The following is a 15,753-nucleotide window of genomic DNA, read 5'->3' as shown; positions in this document are numbered from 1 at the left end:
CCCCTCACCGGGCCCCGGTCGCCCGCTCAGTAGGTGCGGCAGCTGCTCACCGGGTTGTTCGGGTCGTCCTTGATCGCCCGCCACTTGGTCTTGGCGTAGGTCTTCGGGCCGAAGACGCCGTCGGCGGTGACGCCCATCTGCTTCTGGGCTCTCTTCAGAGCGGCGGTGGTCCTGGGGCCCCAGATGCCGTCCACGTCGATGTTCTGCGAGTAGCAGAACTTCAACGCGTTCTGGAGCGCGGTCACATGCTTGCCGCTCGCGCCCTGGCTCATGGTGCAGCCCCGGTTGCCGTTGCTGTCGACCGGCAGCGTGTAGACGTAGCCGCTCTTGCGGAAGGTCTTGCTGGTGGTGCAGTAGCCGGCGGCCTTGGCCCCGACCTCGGCGGTCACGGTGCGCACCTGGCCGATGCGGTCGCCCTGCTCCGGTGCGGCCGTGGCGGTGGCGTGGGTGACGCCGACGAAGCTGGTGAGGGCCAGCGCGCTGGTGCCGGCGGCGGCGAGGATTCTGGTGGTCGTCTTCTGCATGTGGCTCTCCTCGGAGTGAGTGTTCCCCCTGTGCCGAATGGCGGTCCGTCCGTCCGGGTGCGCAGTTGCTGATGCACCTCGGCGGAAGCTGCCCTTCCGGCAACACCTGTTCGCTTTCCGGTGGTTGAACCGGCGGCGGTCGGTGCGCAACTCACGATGGCCGCGCCGTCGGTTGTCTGGCCAGCTGGGCAGGGCCGCTGAGACAATGTTGGGGCGTCCCAGGGCCTGACCTGCGGTTTTGTCAGGAGGGAAGGGGCGTTCGCGGGATGTGTCAGGGCCCTTCGTCGGTCCTGCGCGCTTCGCGGAACACGGAAGCGGGGGGAACTGCTTCCGGACAACGGAACACTAGGGGTGGGGACATGACCCGTTGGAAGGCGCTGCCGAGCGCGCTCGATCCGCGCACCAGGCAGCTCGTCGTACGTCTGCGCGAACTCAAGGACCACAGTGGGCTCAGCGGTTCGGCGCTGGCCTCCAGAACCGGATACAGCCGGTCCTCCTGGGACCGCTACCTCAACGGCAGGACGCTGCCGCCCGTCGGGGCGATCGAGGCACTGGCAGGAGTGTGCGGAGAGGACCCGGCCAGGCTGCTCGCGCTGCGGGACGTCGCGCAGGGTGCGCGCAGCGCGGCGGAGGCCGAGGAGGGGAGCGCGTCGGACGGGACCGGCGCCGCTCCGGGCACGACCGAGCCCGCGCAGTCGCCCGGCGGCGACACCGTCGTCCTCAACTCCCGTGCCGGGGCGGCCGGTTCGCCGGACGCGCCCGGCACGGAGGACGGCGGGGCCGAACCCGCGGCCGACTCGGGCGAGACCGGACCGTACACAGAACCGAGCGCGCACCCCGGTGCGGGGACGGCCGCGCAGGCGCGCACCGGCCCCGCACCGGGCCCCGGCGGGGACCGGGCGGAGAGCCCGGCGAGCCCGGCGCCGGCCGGGAAGCGCGGCAACGGACGTGCCGCGCAGCCGATCCCGTGGCTCGCCATCGCCCTCACCAGCGTCACCACCTCGGCGGTGATGCTCGTCGGGCTGGCGCTCATCGCGCCCTGGGACAAGGGGAGTTCGCACGACGACGCCCGGCCCGGCCCCTCCGCGCCGGAGAACAAGCCGTACACCGGGCCGGTCCACCCGGAGCTGGGCGAGTTCGTCTACGAGCCGGGCAAGGAGTACGAGTGCGCGGTGAGCAAGGACGAGGACGACGGCCTGATGTACTCCGGTTACAGCCGCACCCGGCAGGAGCTGATCGAGAAGGACGCCTCCCGCTGGTCGGTGGTGGAGGCGCAGTGCCTGGTGACGTACCACGGCATGGCGCCCGGCCCGGCCGACGGCGCGTTCGGCAACAACACCGAGCGGTCGGTCAAACGTCTCCAGGAGCGGGCGAAGATCGCGGTGGACGGCAAGGTCGGGCCCGACACCTGGAAGGTGCTGCGCAGTGAGCGCTGACCGCCCCGTGGAGTACGCGCGGCTCGCGGCGCTGCTGCGGGAGCTGCGGGAGCGAACCGGACTGAGCCTGGCCGCGCTCGGCGAACGCACGCCGTACAGCAAATCCTCCTGGGGCCGCTATCTCTCCGGCAGTGCGCTGCCGCCGAGAGAGGCGGTCCAGGCGCTGTGCGCGCTGGCCTCGGTACGGCCGGGCAAGGCGCTCGCGTACTGGGAGCTGGCCGAGACCGCCTGGCGCAGCCGGGCGGGCGCGGACCGCCCGCCCTCCTCCGACCGACTGTCCACGCCCGACCGACTGTCCACGCCCGACCGCCCGGCCGTCTCCGACCGACTGCCCGCGTCCGGCGAACCGTCCCCGGGGCGGGGGCGTCCGCCGGTCGGGGAGCAGGGGCCGGCATCGTCGTACGAGGGGGCCCGCGTACGGAAGCCGGCGGCCGTATCGCCGACGGCGGAGTTCGACGAGGTGACCCATCAGGACCGGGTGGCCCAACAGCCCGTCGCACACCGCCGGTTCGGGCTCGCGGGTGCGGCGGTGGCCGCGGTGGCGGCGCTGACCGCGGCCGGCCTGCTGCTGACCGGCGCCCTGGACGGTCTCGGGGAGAGCGCCGAGGGGGCCAGGGTCTCCACGGACGGCGCTGCCGGTGGCGGCGGAACGGCGGCCTCTCCGGGCCAGGGCGCCACGGGCAGCGGGCTCGGCACCGAGGCCGAATTCCGCACCGGTTGCGCCGAGGACACCTGCACCGGCAAGGACCCGGAGGTGACGCGCTGCTCGCACGCCCGGATCCCGCCGGGCGATCTCGGGGAGCGCGGGTTCGGAGGGGAGACGGTGGTCAAGATCCGCCAGTCCATCGCCTGCGACACGGTGTGGGCGCGCGTCGACCGCGGCCTCGAAGGGGACAGGGTGTGGATCAGCGCACCCGGCCAGAAGGACCAACTGGCCGAAGTGGCCGACCGGTTCGACACGACAGCCTCGGTCTCGACGCCGATGGTCGCGGTCACGGAGTCGAACCTCGACGAGGTGCGCGTCTGCCTGATCCGCCGGGATCAGCGCGAGTGCTTCCGCCCGACCGTGTAGCCGCACGGAGCGCATCCGCATCCGCATCCGCGCAGCCGCCCGTGAGGGCATCCGCGCAGCCGTCCGCGCACGGGGATGCGGTGGTCGGCACGGGGTACAACTCCCCGTGCCGACCACCGCGTTCACCGCGGCTTGCGTGCGACGAGCAGCGTCCGGGTGGAGTGGGCGACGAACGGGCCGTCGGGGCGCAGGAGTCGGTGGAGTTCGCGCAGCCTCTCCCGGCGCTCCTCGACGGTGAAGCCCGGCACGATCCAGATCACCTTGCGCTGGAACCGGACCACCGCGCCGAGGTCGTGGAACTCCGTGCGCAGCCGCGCGGTCCGTACGTCCACCGGTTCCGGACCGGCCTGCCGTGCCGCCGCGCACTCGCCGTCCGGGTGCCTTTCCCGGCGGGCCTCCTCCGGCAGCGGGCCGAGCAGGAACTCGGCCAGTTCGATGACGCTCCCGGGCCCGACGTGCTGCGCCAGATACGTGCCGCCGGGCGCGAGCACGCGGGCGATCTCGCTCCACCGGACGGTGGCGGGGTGCCGCCTCCTCGACCAGCGCATCGAAGTCGTCCACCGAGGGACGTCCGAGGTGAGAGGCGTGACCACCGCCGCGGCCGTGCGCGTCGTGCGCGCTTCCCGGTCCGTCCGTGCTGCCCGAGGTCTCTGCGTCGGCTGACCCGTACGAGGTGTCCGAAGTGTCCATGGGGGCGTCCTGCGTCCTGCGCCCGGTGCACGGCCCCGGCGCAAACGAAGTAGCAGGCAGTCGCCCGCTCCCCGCCGTGTTCAACGTACAGCGGACAGGGGGCCTTGCGGCAAGACCCCCCTCGCGAAGCAGAATCTCCCTGCACACGAAGAAGACACAGAAATAGGGGAATTGACGTATGCGCGTGCTTCTGTCCACCTATGGATCGCGTGGGGACATCGAACCCCTGGTCGGGCTCGCCGTCCGGCTCCGCGAGCACGGAGCGTCGGTACGGGTGTGCGCTCCACCCGACGAGGACTTCGCGCGGCGGCTCGAAGGGGTCGGCGTGCCGCTGGTCCCGGTCGGTCCGTCGGCGCACGCGCTGACGGTCGCGACCCCGGCACCCTCCAAAATCCCGCAGCGCGCCGCGGAGTTGATCGCCGGACAGCTGGAGTCGGTGACCGGTGTCGCGCGGGACTGCGACGTACTGGTGGCCACCGGCATGCTGCCCGCCGCGGCCGGCGCGCTGACGGTGGCGGAGCTGCTGGGCATCCCCTCGGTCGCCGTCACCTTCCAGCAGCTCACCCTCCCCTCGCTGCTGCGACCGCCGCTGGAGTACGCGGGCAGGCCGCACCCACCGGAAGTGACCGGCATCCGCGAGCTGTGGGAGCTGGACGCCCGCGTCTGCGACGAACTCTTCGGCGACGCGCTCAACAGCAACCGGGCAACCGTCGGCCTGCCCCCGGTGGCCGGGGTGGCCGAGTACGTCGTCGGCGGCCGCCCGTGGCTCGCCACCGACCCGGTACTCGACCCCTGGCAGGGCGCTCCGCACCTGGACGTCGTACAGATCGGCGCGTGGCTGACGGCGGACGAACGCGCGCTGCCCGACGAGCTGTTGGCGTTCCTGGACGCGGGTGAGCCGCCGGTGTACGTCGGCTTCGGCAGCATGCCGCTGCACGAAGCGAAGGACGCGGGTCGAGCGGTCGCGGAGGCGGTGCGCGCACAGGGCCGCCGCCTCGTCCTCTCCCGCGGATGGGCCGATCTGTCGGCGCTGGAGACGGGGGATGACTGCCTGGTCATCGGCGAGGTCAACCACCAGCGGCTCTTCCCCCGGGTCGCCGCGGTGGTGCACCACGGTGGTGCCGGCACCACCACTGCCGCCGCGCGGGCAGGTGCACCCCAGGTCGTCGTGGCCCAGGCCGCCGACCAGCCCTACTGGGCGAAGCGGGTCACCGACCTCGGTGCGGGCGTCGCGCACGACGGTCCGGTGCCCTCCGCCGCCTCGCTCTCGGCCGCGCTCGACCACGCGCTCAGCGCGGAAACCCGCCTGCGCGCGCGGGAGTTGGCGCCTCGTATCCGCACCGACGGCGCCGAGCGCGCAGCCGCCGCGCTGCTGGCGACGGCCGGCTGATCTGCCGCACCCCCGGGCCGGCCCGTCGCCGCGGCTCCCGGCTCGCGGGCGTACGGCCCCTGGCTCGCTCGTTCGGTGCCTGTCCCGCCTGTCGGGAGCCTGCCCGGGCCGGTGCGTATGGCCGTCCGCTGCCCGGCTGCTCGGTCGGTCGGCCAACCGCCCCGTCCGCTGCCCGGCTGCTCGGTCGGTCGGCCAACCGCCCTGCACCCGGGCCTGCTCACGGGCCGTCCTGCGCCCGGACTGCCCTCCCCGCCCGGACCGTTACGTCTGCGTCCGGCGGGCGGGCGGCGGTGGCGGCGGTTCTGGCGGGTGTCGGCCTACGGGCGGCCGTGGCGGTAGCCGTGGCTGAAGGCCGAACCGAGGCTGGTCGCGAGGGCCACCGCGGCCGTGACCACGATCACCGCGGCTGCGCGCCGGGCGAACCGCCGCTTTCTGCTCCGCGTGCTTTCCGCATCGCTCATGACGTCCCCCCTTGCTCCACGAGTCTCCTCGCGGTCCGTATCGACTGTTCCGACCCGATCGCTGGTGTAGACGCCCGTGCACCCGGGAAGAGTTGACTGTTTCTCTGTTCTCTCCCCCCGGAGGTCTCCACACTCGCCGCGGGTGCCGGAGCGGCCGTGGCGCGGATCTCGCGTGGGTGCCGCGCGGGTGCCGTCCGGGGGCCCGGCGAGCGCTGCGAGGCGTCCCGTCCGGGCGCCCGCCGCGAGGGGCGCGGACGCAATGAAAGAGGGGCTCGCCGTTTCCGGCGAACCCCTCTTCCCCCGTTGCGACCACTGTGGTCGGCGATCTTCACAGAACTGTCATGGCCGGATGCCGAGCTGTCGACAGCGAGTGGAGCCACGTACTCCGGACGTCCTCAACGGAGGCCCACCCGCCCGGAGTTCGCCGCCGGCCACGTCGACAGCCGAGCCGAGCCGAGCCGCCGCCACGCCAACAGCCCCGCGCACAGCGGCAGTTCACCCCGTACGCCGCCGACTCGCCCGCCGCGCACCGCGGTTGGACTCAGACGTCGCGCAGGAACGCGGCGAGCGCACCGGCCAGCAGATGCGGGTCGTCCGAGCCGGCCAGCTCGCGCGAGGAGTGCATCGAGAGGATCGCCACGCCGATGTCCACGGTCGTGATGCCGTGCCGCGCCGCCGTGATCGGACCGATGGTCGTTCCGCACGGCATGGCGTTGTTGGAGACGAAGTTCTGCCACGGCACCCCGGCCGCCTCGCAGGCGCGGGCGAAGACGGCCCGGCCGCCGCCGTCGGTGGCGTACCGCTGGTTGACGTTGACCTTGAGGATCGGGCCGCCGTTGGGCATCGGGTGGTGCGTGGGGTCGTGCCGCTCGGCGTAGTTGGGGTGGACGGCGTGGCCGGTGTCGGAGGAGAGGCAGACCGTCGCGGCGTACGCGCGGGCCCGGTCCTCGTAGCTCCCGCCGCGCGCGAAGACCGAACGTTCCAGCACGTTGCCGAGCAGCGGGCCGTCGGCACCGGTGTCGGACTGGCTGCCGGTCTCCTCGTGGTCGAAGGCGGCGAGGACGGGGATCGCGCTCAGCTCCGCGCCGGACTGCACGGCGTCGGCGAGCGCGGCCGTACCGGCGTGCACCGACAGCAGGTTGTCCAACCGGGGGCCGGCGAACAGCTCCTGGTCGCGACCGAGGTAGGCGGGCGGCTCCACGGGGTGCGGCATCAGGTCCCAGCCGGTGATCTCGGCCGCGTCCAGGCCGAGTTCGTCGGCGAGGAAGGCCATCAGATCGCCCTCGGCAGCGTCCCCCAGGCCCCAGATCGGGGTCATGTGGCGCTGCCGGTCCAGCTTCAGCCCGTCGTTCACCTGCCGGTCGAGGTGGATCGCGAGCTGCGGCACGCGCAGCAGCGGCCGGTCGACGTTCACCAGCCGGGTGGAGCCGTCCCGCAGCGTCAACCGGCCGGCGAGGCCGAGATCGCGGTCGAGCCAGGTGTTGAGGAGCGCCCCGCCGTACAGCTCGGTCGCCAACTGCCGCCAGCCGAAGGATCCGGTGTCCGGCTGCGGCTTGACCCGCAGGTTGGGGGAGTCGGTGTGCGCGCCGACGATACGGAACGGGGTCGTCGGCGACGCCCCCTCGGGCACGTACCAGGCGATCAGCGCGCCGCCGCGCAGCACGTACCTGCCGCCGGCCGCCGCGTCCCACTCGTCCGTCTCGGCGACCTGGCTGAACCCCGCCTTCTCCAGCCGCTCGGCGGCGTTCGCCACCGCGTGGTACGGCGTCGGAGAAGCCGCGAGGTAACCCATGAGGTCATCGGTGAGGCCACGGTCGAAGCGTGGGGCTGAAGGCTGCATGAGGACCAGCATACGAACGTCCGCTCGTGCCGTACGGCACGAGCGGACGTTCGTATGCTGGTCCTCATGCAGCCTTCAGCCCCACGCTTCGACCGTGGCCTCACCGATGACCTCATGGGTTACCTCGCGGCTTCTCCGACGCCGTACCACGCGGTGGCGAACGCCGCCGAGCGGCTGGAGAAGGCGGGGTTCAGCCAGGTCGCCGAGACGGACGAGTGGGACGCGGCGGCCGGCGGCAGGTACGTGCTGCGCGGCGGCGCGCTGATCGCCTGGTACGTGCCCGAGGGGGCGTCGCCGACGACCCCGTTCCGTATCGTCGGCGCGCACACCGACTCCCCCAACCTGCGGGTCAAGCCGCAGCCCGAGTCCGGGCGGACCGAGCAGCGAGGTGTATTTGCCGACGCTCATCGCCCCGCCCATCGACAGCACGCAGACCCCTTCGTCGGCCGGGTCCCGTCCGCGTCGGGAGGCCAGCGCCTCCACGAGAACCCGGCCGTAGTGGATCTTGCGTCCCTTCTTCGTGCCGAGGAACCGTCGCAGCTGCTGCCCCGCCGACCGGGCCGCGCGTCGTCCGGCTCAGAGAGCGGCCAGCAGTGCGTCCAGCGGGTCGGGCACTTCGTCCGGGGACAGCGCCTCCACGAGAACCCGGCCGTAGTGGATCTTGCGTCCCTTCTTCGTGCCGAGGAACCGTCGCAGCTGCTGCCCCGCCGACCGCCCGCGCTGGGCCGGCTGGCGGACGAAGGTGTCCAGCGCCCGCAGATCGCCCTGCTCCTCGACCAGTTCGCGTACGCGCTCGACGCCCAGCGCCCGGATCAACTCGTCCTCCAGGTCGGCGGCGCAGACGAAGAACTCCTGGCCGACCACGCCGGCCCGCTCCCAGCCGCGGGCGTAGAAGTCGCGCTCCCGCTCGTCGCACAGACCGGTGAGCCGCAGCCCGAGTCCGGGCGGACCGAGCAGCGAGGTGTATTTGCCGACGCTCATCGCCCCGCCCATCGACAGCACGCAGACCCCTTCGTCGGCCGGGTCCCGTCCGCGTCGGGAGGCCAGCGCCTCCACCGCGGCGACGTCGCTGGGGCCCTCCAGCAGCACCGCGCCGTCAACCGGCAGCCGCGCGGCCAGTTCACCGGCCTCTTCTCCCGGGCCACCGGCCGCCCACACCGCGACAGCCCGCCGGAACGCACCCATGTCAGCCATGCACCGAGTCTGTGCCAAGCCGCCCGCGACAGACAGCGATTAACGCGCGCCCCGCCCGCGCGCCCCGCCCACGCACTCGCCCCGCCGTCCCGAGCCGGCCGAAGCCCGTACCGGAACGCGTCAGGGGCCCGCCTCCCCCGACCGGGAAGCGGGCCCCTGACCCTTGCGTGTACCGCTCGGCCGTCGCGCCCGCGCCTCAGCGCCCGCGCGAACCGGCCGGTGTCGGACCGATCAGAACGCGGCCTCGTCCAGCTCCATGACCGACAGGTCGATGCCCTCGGCCAGCTCACGCTGGACGGCGACGTTCGGCAGGACGTTGGTCACGAAGAACTTCGCAGCCGCGATCTTGCCCTGGTAGAACGCCTTGTCCTTGGCGGAGGCGCCGGCCAGCTTCTCGGCCGCCACGGCGGCACCGCGCAGCAGCAGGTAGGCGATGACGACGTCGCCGGAGGCGAGCAGGAAGCGGGTCGTGTTCAGACCGACCTTGTAGATGGACTTGACGTCCTTCTCGGTGGCCGCGAGGTCGGTCAGCATGGTGCCGACGATCGCCTCCAGGTCCACCGCCGACTTCGCCAACTGCTCGCGCGCCGGGGCCAGTTCCTCGCCGCCCCTGGCCTCGGCGAGGAACTTCTTGATCTCCTCGGACAGCGCGGTCAGCGCCTGGCCCTGGTCGCGGACGACCTTGCGGAAGAAGAAGTCCTGGCCCTGGATCGCCGTTGTGCCCTCGTAGAGGGTGTCGATCTTGGCGTCCCGGATGTACTGCTCGATCGGGTACTCCTGGAGGTACCCGGAGCCGCCGAAGGTCTGGAGGGACTGGGCCAGCTGCTCGTAGGAGCGCTCCGAGCCGTAGCCCTTGACGATCGGCAGCAGCAGGTCGTTCAGCCGCTCCTCGGCGGAGGCGTCCTCGCCCGCGTGCTCCTTGACCAGGATGGTGTCCTGGACGGAGGCGGTGTAGAGGACGAGGGCGCGCATGCCCTCGGCGTACGCCTTCTGCGTCATCAGCGAGCGGCGCACGTCCGGGTGGTGCGTGATGCTGACGCGCGGCGCGGTCTTGTCGGTGAACTTGGCCAGGTCGGCGCCCTGGACGCGCTCCTTGGCGTACTCCAGCGCGTTGAGGTAGCCGGTGGAGAGGGTGGCGATGGCCTTTGTGCCGACCATCATCCGGGCGAACTCGATGATCTTGAACATCTGGCGGATGCCGTCGTGCTTCTCGCCGAGCAGCCAGCCCTTGGCCGGGTGGCGGTCGCCGAAGGTCATCTCGCAGGTGTTGGAGGCCTTCAGGCCCATCTTGTGCTCGACGTTGGTGGCGTAGACGCCGTTGCGCTCGCCCAGCTCACCGGTCTCGAAGTCGAACTCGTACTTCGGGACGATGAACAGCGACAGGCCCTTGGTGCCCGGGCCGTGGCCCTCGGGGCGGGCGAGCACGTAGTGGACGATGTTCTCGGACATGTCGTGCTCGCCCGAGGTGATGAAGCGCTTGACGCCCTCGATGTGCCAGGAGCCGTCGGCCTGCTGAACGGCCTTGGTGCGGCCGGCGCCGACGTCGGAACCGGCGTCCGGCTCGGTCAGCACCATGGTGGAGCCCCACTGCTTGTCCACCATGAGCTTGGCCCACTTCTGCTGCTCCTCGGTGCCCTCGTCGAAGACGATGCCGGCGAAGGCCGGGCCGGAGGAGTACATCCAGATCGCGGGGTTGGCGCCCAGGATGGTCTCGGCGAAGCCCCAGAGCAGGGAGCGCGGCGAGGCGGTGCCGCCGATCTCCTCCGGGATGCCCAGGCGCCACCACTCGGCGTCCATGAACGCCTGGTAGCTCTTCCTGAACGAGGCGGGTACCGGGGCGGTGTTGGTCTCGGGGTCGAAGACCGGCGGGTTGCGGTCGGCGTCCTCGAAGGAGGCGGCCAGCTCGTTCTCGGAGAGGCGGGCGATCTCGGAGAGCACGCTCTTGGCGGTCTCGACGTCCATCTCCGCGAACGGCCCTGTGCCGTACACCGACTCGCGACCGAGGACCTCGAACAGGTTGAACTCGATGTCCCGAAGATTCGACTTGTAGTGGCCCATGGCGACAGGCTCCGTAATGACGGGGAGGGAGTGCTCCTCCGATGCGTACCAGGTAGTAGCGCCCATAGTGCTACCCGTCGGTAATAAGAAGCAACCCCAAACGCCGTCAGTGTGACGGAGCTGGCTCGTTTTCGGTTTGTTACCTCTGGTAACGCGGTCGATCGCCCTCCTCCCGCCCCTCGGGCACCCCGCGCCGCGTAACCTGGGGCGCATGTACGGCTACGACCAGACCGCGAGCGCGGGCCACCACTCCGGGGGCCACGGGCAGCACGCGCCACACGGGTCGCACGCGCAACAAGCGCAACAAGCGCAGCACGCGCAGCACGGTCAGTACGTGCCGCACCAGCCGCACGGACAGCACGGGCAGCACGGGCAGCACGGCCAGCACCAGGCCCCGCCCGACCCGTCCGGCTACGGTCAGCAGCAGCCGCTCTACCCCGAGCCGTCGCCGCCCTCTCTCGGTGAGGGCGTGCGCGCCTTCGCCACCGGCACCATGTCGCCGGAGGACTTCCAGGGCATCTTCCACAACTCCCGCGTCTACTGTCCGCGGGGCGACACCCCGGGCTTCCTGGCGCTGCACAGCACCCAGCAGCCGGTGATCCCGATGTTCAGCACGCTCAAGGAGCTGCGGGCGTACGCGGGCAAGGAGTCGCGGTACTTCGTCATCACCGGCGCCGAGGTGCTCGACCTGCTGCCCTCGGGCTACGGCTTCGTCCTCGACATAGAGGGCGACCACCGCGTCGTCTTCGACGCCAAGGCCGTGACGGAGATGGTCGACTTCGCCATGCACCGGATGTACGGCTGACGATCCGGCGGGTTGCGCGCGCAGTGCGCTAGCGGAGCAGGCTCACCACCCCTGCCACGGTCGCGCCGATGCCGCCTATCGCCAACTGGGTCCGGTTCGCCAGGATCGCGGCGTCCGAGGGCTCGTTGGCCTCCCGGTTCCGGTACTGCCAGGTGAGCGTCTGTGCGATCTTCTCCGCCGGGCGTGCTGCCAGGCTGAACAAGAGCACGGCCAGGCCGAAGAATACGATCGCCAGCATTTTTCCCCCTTGTTGAAGTCCGGTTCGTGGTCGTGCGGCGCTGGGGTGCAGCGCGGGGCGTCCCGGATGTTCGTCCCGCGGTGTGAGTGGACGCTGGTTGCTGGGTGATGGTTCCGTCGCGCACTGTCAACTGTGGCTGTTTCGGGCTCAGTTGAAGAGGGAGTAGATCCCCAGTCCGACGCAGATCAGGCCGGCCAGCAGGCAGAGGTTCTTCTGGCTGCGGAAGGCGGCCGGCGAGGGGCGGTGTGCCTCGGGGTCCCGGTACTGCCAGGAGCGCAGGGCCCACAGCCTGTCGTGCGGCAGTGCCGCCGTGGCCAGCATCAGCCCGGCCATCACGAAGAAGATGACCGCGAGCATGTGTCTCCCCTGTCGGTTCGGTGGATCTGTGGCGGGTGTGTACGGGTCACACCTGGGCAAGGGCGAAAAACAGGGCGACGGCGCCGATGAGGCAGCCGATGCGGTGAAACACGATGGCGGCGTCGGACGGCTCGTTGGCGTCCTTGTCGCTGAACTGCCAGGTCTTCATCGCCACGATCGCACCCCGCGGCAGTATCGCCATGACGAGGGCGATGATGCCGATGAGAGTGAGCAGTCCCTCCATGTGTCCCCCTGATCTCGTTCCGGTGCGCAGATGTGCGGGCGCTCGGCCCCCGGGGAGCGCCGACTGCTCCGGCTGCGCCTGAACTGCCCGCTCTCCGCGCTGCGTTCGGAGCAGACGGTAGTCGACCGGTGGACGGCGCGCCTCTCCGGGCTCCTCGCTCGAACCCGCGGCACCGGGCTCTCTCCCGGTGCGCGCGGCTCGGGGGCGCGGCTCGCGGCGCGGGCGGTCGGGGAATGGATGTACGGCTTGCAGTTGTTCAGTTTTCAACTAAGCTGGAATCCGCAGCCAAGGAGGCGAAGACATGCCCGCCATCACCGCACCCAACCCGCTCGCCCTGCCCCGCGTCGCAGCACCCGTGGGAGACGTGACCGATCGGCCCGTGCTCACGGTGACGACCGCGCCGGGAGGCTTCGAGGGCGAGGGTTTCCCGGTTCGCCGTGCGTTCGCCGGGATCAAGAACCGCTATCTGGACCCGTTCATCATGATGGACCAGATGGGCGAGGTGGAGTACGCGCCGGGTGAGCCCAAGGGCACGCCCTGGCACCCGCACCGCGGCTTCGAGACCGTCACCTACCTCATCGACGGCACCTTCGTGCACCAGGACTCCGAGGGCGGCGGCGGGACGATCAACGGCGGTGACACCCAGTGGATGACCGCCGGTTCCGGGCTGCTGCACATCGAGGCGCCGCCCGAGGAACTGGTCGTCTCCGGCGGCCTGTTCCACGGCCTCCAGCTCTGGGTCAACCTCCCGGCCGCCGACAAGATGACGAGCCCCCGCTACCAGGACATCGGCGGCGGCGAGGTCAAGCTGCTCAGCACCCCGGACGGAGGCGCGCTCCTGCGCGTGATCGCCGGCGAGCTGGACGGGCACCAGGGGCCGGGAATCACCCACACCCCGATCAGCATGGTCCACGCGACCGTGAGCCCGGGCGCCGAGGTCACGCTGCCCTGGCGTTCCGACTTCAACGGGCTCGCCTACGTGCTCGCCGGCACCGGCGGCGTCGGCCGTGACCGGCGTCCGATCGAGTCGGGCCGGACGGCGGTGTTCGGCGACGGCGACAGCCTCACCTTCCACGCCGACGCGACCCAGGACTCCCGTACGGAGGCCCTGGAGATCGTCCTGCTCGGCGGCAGGCCGATCCGTGAACCGGTCGCCCACTACGGCCCGTTCGTCATGAACAGCCGTGCCGAACTCCAGCAGGCCTTCGAGGACTTCCAGGCCGGCCGACTCGGCCGCATCCCGCCGACCCGCGCCTGACAGCGGCGCGTACCCGTCGGCGGCGCGCACGCCCGGCGGCGCCGCGCGAGGCACTCCGGGCTCCCGGGTGCCGGTCATTCCCAGACCGGTGTCCGGGAGTCCTCCCGCATCTCGAACCAGATGACCTTCCCCTCGCCGCGCGGATCGACGCCCCAGGAGCCGGCGAGCAGGTCCATCAACACCAACCCCCGCCCGGAGGACGCCAGTTCGCCCGGATCGCGGCGGTGCGGCAGCTCGTCGCTCTGGTCGGAGACCTCCACCCGCAGCACCCGGGTACCCGGCTCCCCGGTGACCTCGGCGACCATCAGCGCGTCGCCGTCGGTGTGCACGAGGACGTTGGTGAGCATCTCCGAGAGCATCAGCACCGCCCCGTCCACGGCGTTCGCCGCGGCGGCGCCCACCGAATCCGCGGCGCCCTCCACCCCGGGCATCAACTCGCTCTCGCCGGGGGAGTCGTGGGCTCCGGCGGCCCAGTCATAGAGCATCTCCTGGAGCTGGTGCCGGGCCGCGGCGACCCGCGCCGCGTCCGCCTGGGAGACGGTGAGGACCGTACGGCGCGCGCTGAGCGGGGTGGCCCGGCCGTCGTCCCGGCGCACCAGCAGCAGGGCGATGTCGTCCTCCCTGCGGTCGGCGAGCGGGCCCCGGTTGTGGTGCGAGGTCGGGCCGTGCACGGCCTGTACGAGGGCGTCGGCCAAGCCCTCCAGATCGGGCGGGCCGACGTCGTGCCCGGACCCCTCGGCGGCCTGCGCGCGGAACACCTCGCGGATGCGGGACCAGCCGGTCTCCACATCGTGCCCGCCGGTCTCCACCAGACCGTCGGTGCACAGCATCAGCGTCTCGCCCGGTTCGAGCACCAGCCGGGTCGTGGGGTAGTCGCCGTTGCCCGGCGAGTGGCGGTCACCGCCCGACGCGATGCCGAGCGGCAGCCCGCCAGCGGTCGGCCGCACCAGCAGCGTGCCGTCGGGCAGCCGTACAGCCGGGTCGAGATGGCCCGCGCGAGCGATGTCCAGGGTGCCGAGCAGCGGGTCGGCCTCGATGTAGAGGCAGGTCGCGAACCGCTCGTCGGCGGGTTCGTCCTCCGGCCCCTGCTCGACCGGGGAGGCCATCCCGGCCAGGAAGCGGGAGGCCCGGGCCAGCACCGCCTCCGGCCGGTGCCCCTCGGCGGCGTACGCCCGCAGCGCGATCCGCAGCTGGGACATCACCCCGGCCGCCCGTACGTCGTGGCCCTGCACGTCGCCGATGACCAGTGCGGTCCGGCCCGAGGGGAGCGGGATGACGTCGTACCAGTCGCCGCCCACTTGCAGGCCGCCGCCGGTCGGCACGTACCGGCCGGCGACCGTCATGTTCTTGACGTCGGGGTGCCGGGTCGGTCGCATGGTGCGTTGCAGACCGTCGGTGAACTCCCGTTCGCTCTCGTGCAGATAGGCCCGGGACAGCGCCTGCGCGAGCATCCGCGCCACCGTGGTGAGCACCGCACGCTCGTCCGGCGAGAAGGGGGTCGGATGCTCGAACGACGCCATCCACGCCCCGGTGGTGTGCCCCGCCACCACCAGCGGCAGGAACGCCCAGGCCCGGCGCCCGAACGCCTTGGCCAACGGCCAGGTCAGCGGGTAGCGGCGCTGGTAGTCCTCCGGGCTGCTCAGATAGACCGCCCGCCCGTTGCGCACCACATCGGCGGCCGGATAGGCGGTGTCGAGCGGGATCTCGGTGATCGGCAGATCGGGCCCGTGGCCGTGGCCGTGCAGTCCGACGAGGGTCAGCCGGTCGCCGTCGACCCCGAACACCGCCAGTCCCGAGGGGGTGAAGCCGGGCATCGAGAGCCCGGCCGCCACCCGGAGGACCTCGTTGGTGGACCGCGCCTCGGCCAGCGCCCGGCCCGCGTCCAGCAGGAATGCCTCCCGGGAGCGCCGCCAGTCGCCGGTGATCTGCGTCTGGCCCTGCGAGGGGTCTGGCACCTGGGAGAGGGTGCCGATCAGGCCGGAGGGCGCCGGAGCCGACGGCGAGGAGGCCGTCTCCTCGCCGTACGGGCGGATGCGGGCGCGCACCGTGCGCCGCACCGCGCCGCTGGAGTCCACCACCCGCAGCATCGCCTCGGCGATCTGCCCCTCGGCCAGCGCGAGCGTGACGATCCCGCTGAGCTCGACGAAGTCGACGACGTGGAAGCAGGAGCGAAGCGTGGACTCGAC

General features: G+C 71.9%; 14 protein-coding genes and 3 pseudogenes. 6 read left to right on the top strand and 11 right to left on the bottom strand.

Translation table 11 applies throughout. The features are described from left to right. Positions 1–26: 26 nt before the first annotated feature. Positions 27–524: a peptidoglycan-binding domain-containing protein gene (locus tag JGS22_RS07905; protein WP_211039377.1), complete on the bottom strand. Its 498-nt coding sequence runs from the start codon at positions 522–524 to the stop codon at positions 27–29. A 359-nt stretch (positions 525–883) separates the two neighbouring features. Between JGS22_RS07905 and JGS22_RS07900 the strand changes: the two genes are divergently transcribed. Then, positions 884–1,960 (top strand): helix-turn-helix domain-containing protein, encoded by a 1,077-nt coding sequence (locus tag JGS22_RS07900; RefSeq protein ID WP_211039378.1) that lies wholly within the window; start codon positions 884–886, stop codon positions 1,958–1,960. Further along, entirely contained in the window at positions 1,950–3,032 is a 1,083-nt protein-coding gene (locus JGS22_RS07895) for a helix-turn-helix domain-containing protein (RefSeq protein WP_211039379.1), read from the top strand. The genes JGS22_RS07900 and JGS22_RS07895 overlap by 11 nt, the downstream gene beginning before the upstream one ends. A gap of 122 nt (positions 3,033–3,154) precedes the next feature. Here the strand turns inward: JGS22_RS07895 and JGS22_RS07890 are convergent. Further along, a pseudogene (locus tag JGS22_RS07890) lies at positions 3,155–3,565 on the bottom strand (SAM-dependent methyltransferase); the annotation flags it as partial. A 335-nt stretch (positions 3,566–3,900) separates the two neighbouring features. Between JGS22_RS07890 and JGS22_RS07885 the strand changes: the two are divergent. Then, positions 3,901–5,112 (top strand): glycosyltransferase, encoded by a 1,212-nt coding sequence (locus JGS22_RS07885; RefSeq protein WP_211039380.1) that lies wholly within the window; start codon positions 3,901–3,903, stop codon positions 5,110–5,112. A 317-nt stretch (positions 5,113–5,429) separates the two neighbouring features. Here JGS22_RS07885 and JGS22_RS07880 read toward each other — a convergent pair whose 3' ends face one another. Together JGS22_RS07880 and JGS22_RS07875 are read right to left on the bottom strand one after the other, a co-directional pair. Continuing rightward, complete coding sequence (locus tag JGS22_RS07880; RefSeq protein WP_211039381.1) at positions 5,430–5,573, bottom strand: hypothetical protein; 144 nt, start codon at positions 5,571–5,573, stop codon at positions 5,430–5,432. 541 nt (positions 5,574–6,114) lie between these two features. Next, positions 6,115–7,413, bottom strand: coding sequence for a M18 family aminopeptidase (locus tag JGS22_RS07875; protein WP_216814885.1), 1,299 nt, complete (start codon positions 7,411–7,413; stop codon positions 6,115–6,117). A gap of 66 nt (positions 7,414–7,479) precedes the next feature. Between JGS22_RS07875 and JGS22_RS07870 the strand changes: the two are divergent. Beyond that, a pseudogene (locus JGS22_RS07870) lies at positions 7,480–7,785 on the top strand (M18 family aminopeptidase); the annotation flags it as partial. Here JGS22_RS07870 and JGS22_RS26135 read toward each other — a convergent pair. The 3 genes and pseudogenes from JGS22_RS26135 to JGS22_RS07860 form a co-directional block, all read right to left on the bottom strand. Next, positions 7,765–7,896, bottom strand: a pseudogene (locus tag JGS22_RS26135) (ATP-dependent endonuclease); the annotation flags it as partial. The pseudogenes JGS22_RS07870 and JGS22_RS26135 overlap by 21 nt on opposite strands. Before the next feature lie 93 nt (positions 7,897–7,989). Then, entirely contained in the window at positions 7,990–8,607 is a 618-nt protein-coding gene (locus JGS22_RS07865) for a TOPRIM nucleotidyl transferase/hydrolase domain-containing protein (protein WP_211043873.1), read from the bottom strand. Positions 8,608–8,838: 231 nt separating this feature from the next. Next, the gene (locus JGS22_RS07860; protein ID WP_211042880.1) at positions 8,839–10,665 is read right to left on the bottom strand and encodes an acyl-CoA dehydrogenase; all 1,827 of its coding nucleotides are present in this window, start codon (positions 10,663–10,665) and stop codon (positions 8,839–8,841) included. Between the two features lie 211 nt (positions 10,666–10,876). On the opposite strand from JGS22_RS07860, the gene JGS22_RS07855 reads away from it, so the two are divergent. Next, the gene (locus JGS22_RS07855) at positions 10,877–11,470 is read left to right on the top strand and encodes an SseB family protein (RefSeq protein ID WP_236073078.1); all 594 of its coding nucleotides are present in this window, start codon (positions 10,877–10,879) and stop codon (positions 11,468–11,470) included. A 28-nt stretch (positions 11,471–11,498) separates the two neighbouring features. Here the strand turns inward: JGS22_RS07855 and JGS22_RS07850 are convergent, their stop codons facing one another. The 3 genes from JGS22_RS07850 to JGS22_RS07840 form a co-directional block, all read right to left on the bottom strand. Beyond that, positions 11,499–11,708 carry a DUF6199 family natural product biosynthesis protein gene (locus JGS22_RS07850; RefSeq protein ID WP_211042870.1) on the bottom strand — a complete coding sequence of 70 codons (210 nt, stop codon included), beginning with the start codon at positions 11,706–11,708 and terminating at the stop codon, positions 11,499–11,501. 147 nt (positions 11,709–11,855) lie between these two features. Then, entirely contained in the window at positions 11,856–12,065 is a 210-nt protein-coding gene (locus JGS22_RS07845; protein WP_211042872.1) for a hypothetical protein, read from the bottom strand. A 46-nt stretch (positions 12,066–12,111) separates the two neighbouring features. Continuing rightward, entirely contained in the window at positions 12,112–12,309 is a 198-nt protein-coding gene (locus JGS22_RS07840) for a DUF6199 family natural product biosynthesis protein (protein WP_211042874.1), read from the bottom strand. Positions 12,310–12,610: 301 nt separating this feature from the next. Between JGS22_RS07840 and JGS22_RS07835 the strand changes: the two genes are divergently transcribed. Continuing rightward, positions 12,611–13,567 carry a pirin family protein gene (locus JGS22_RS07835; protein WP_211042876.1) on the top strand — a complete coding sequence of 319 codons (957 nt, stop codon included), beginning with the start codon at positions 12,611–12,613 and terminating at the stop codon, positions 13,565–13,567. 74 nt (positions 13,568–13,641) lie between these two features. Here the strand turns inward: JGS22_RS07835 and JGS22_RS07830 are convergent. After that, positions 13,642–15,753: SpoIIE family protein phosphatase (locus tag JGS22_RS07830; protein ID WP_216814884.1), on the bottom strand; the 2,112-nt coding region annotated here is incomplete at its 5' end.

The organism is Streptomyces tardus (genome assembly GCF_018101125.2).
Taxonomy (GTDB): domain Bacteria; phylum Actinomycetota; class Actinomycetes; order Streptomycetales; family Streptomycetaceae; genus Streptomyces; species Streptomyces tardus.
The sequence above is the reverse complement of the archived record's forward strand: the minus strand, read 5'-3'. Positions and strand labels throughout refer to the sequence as shown.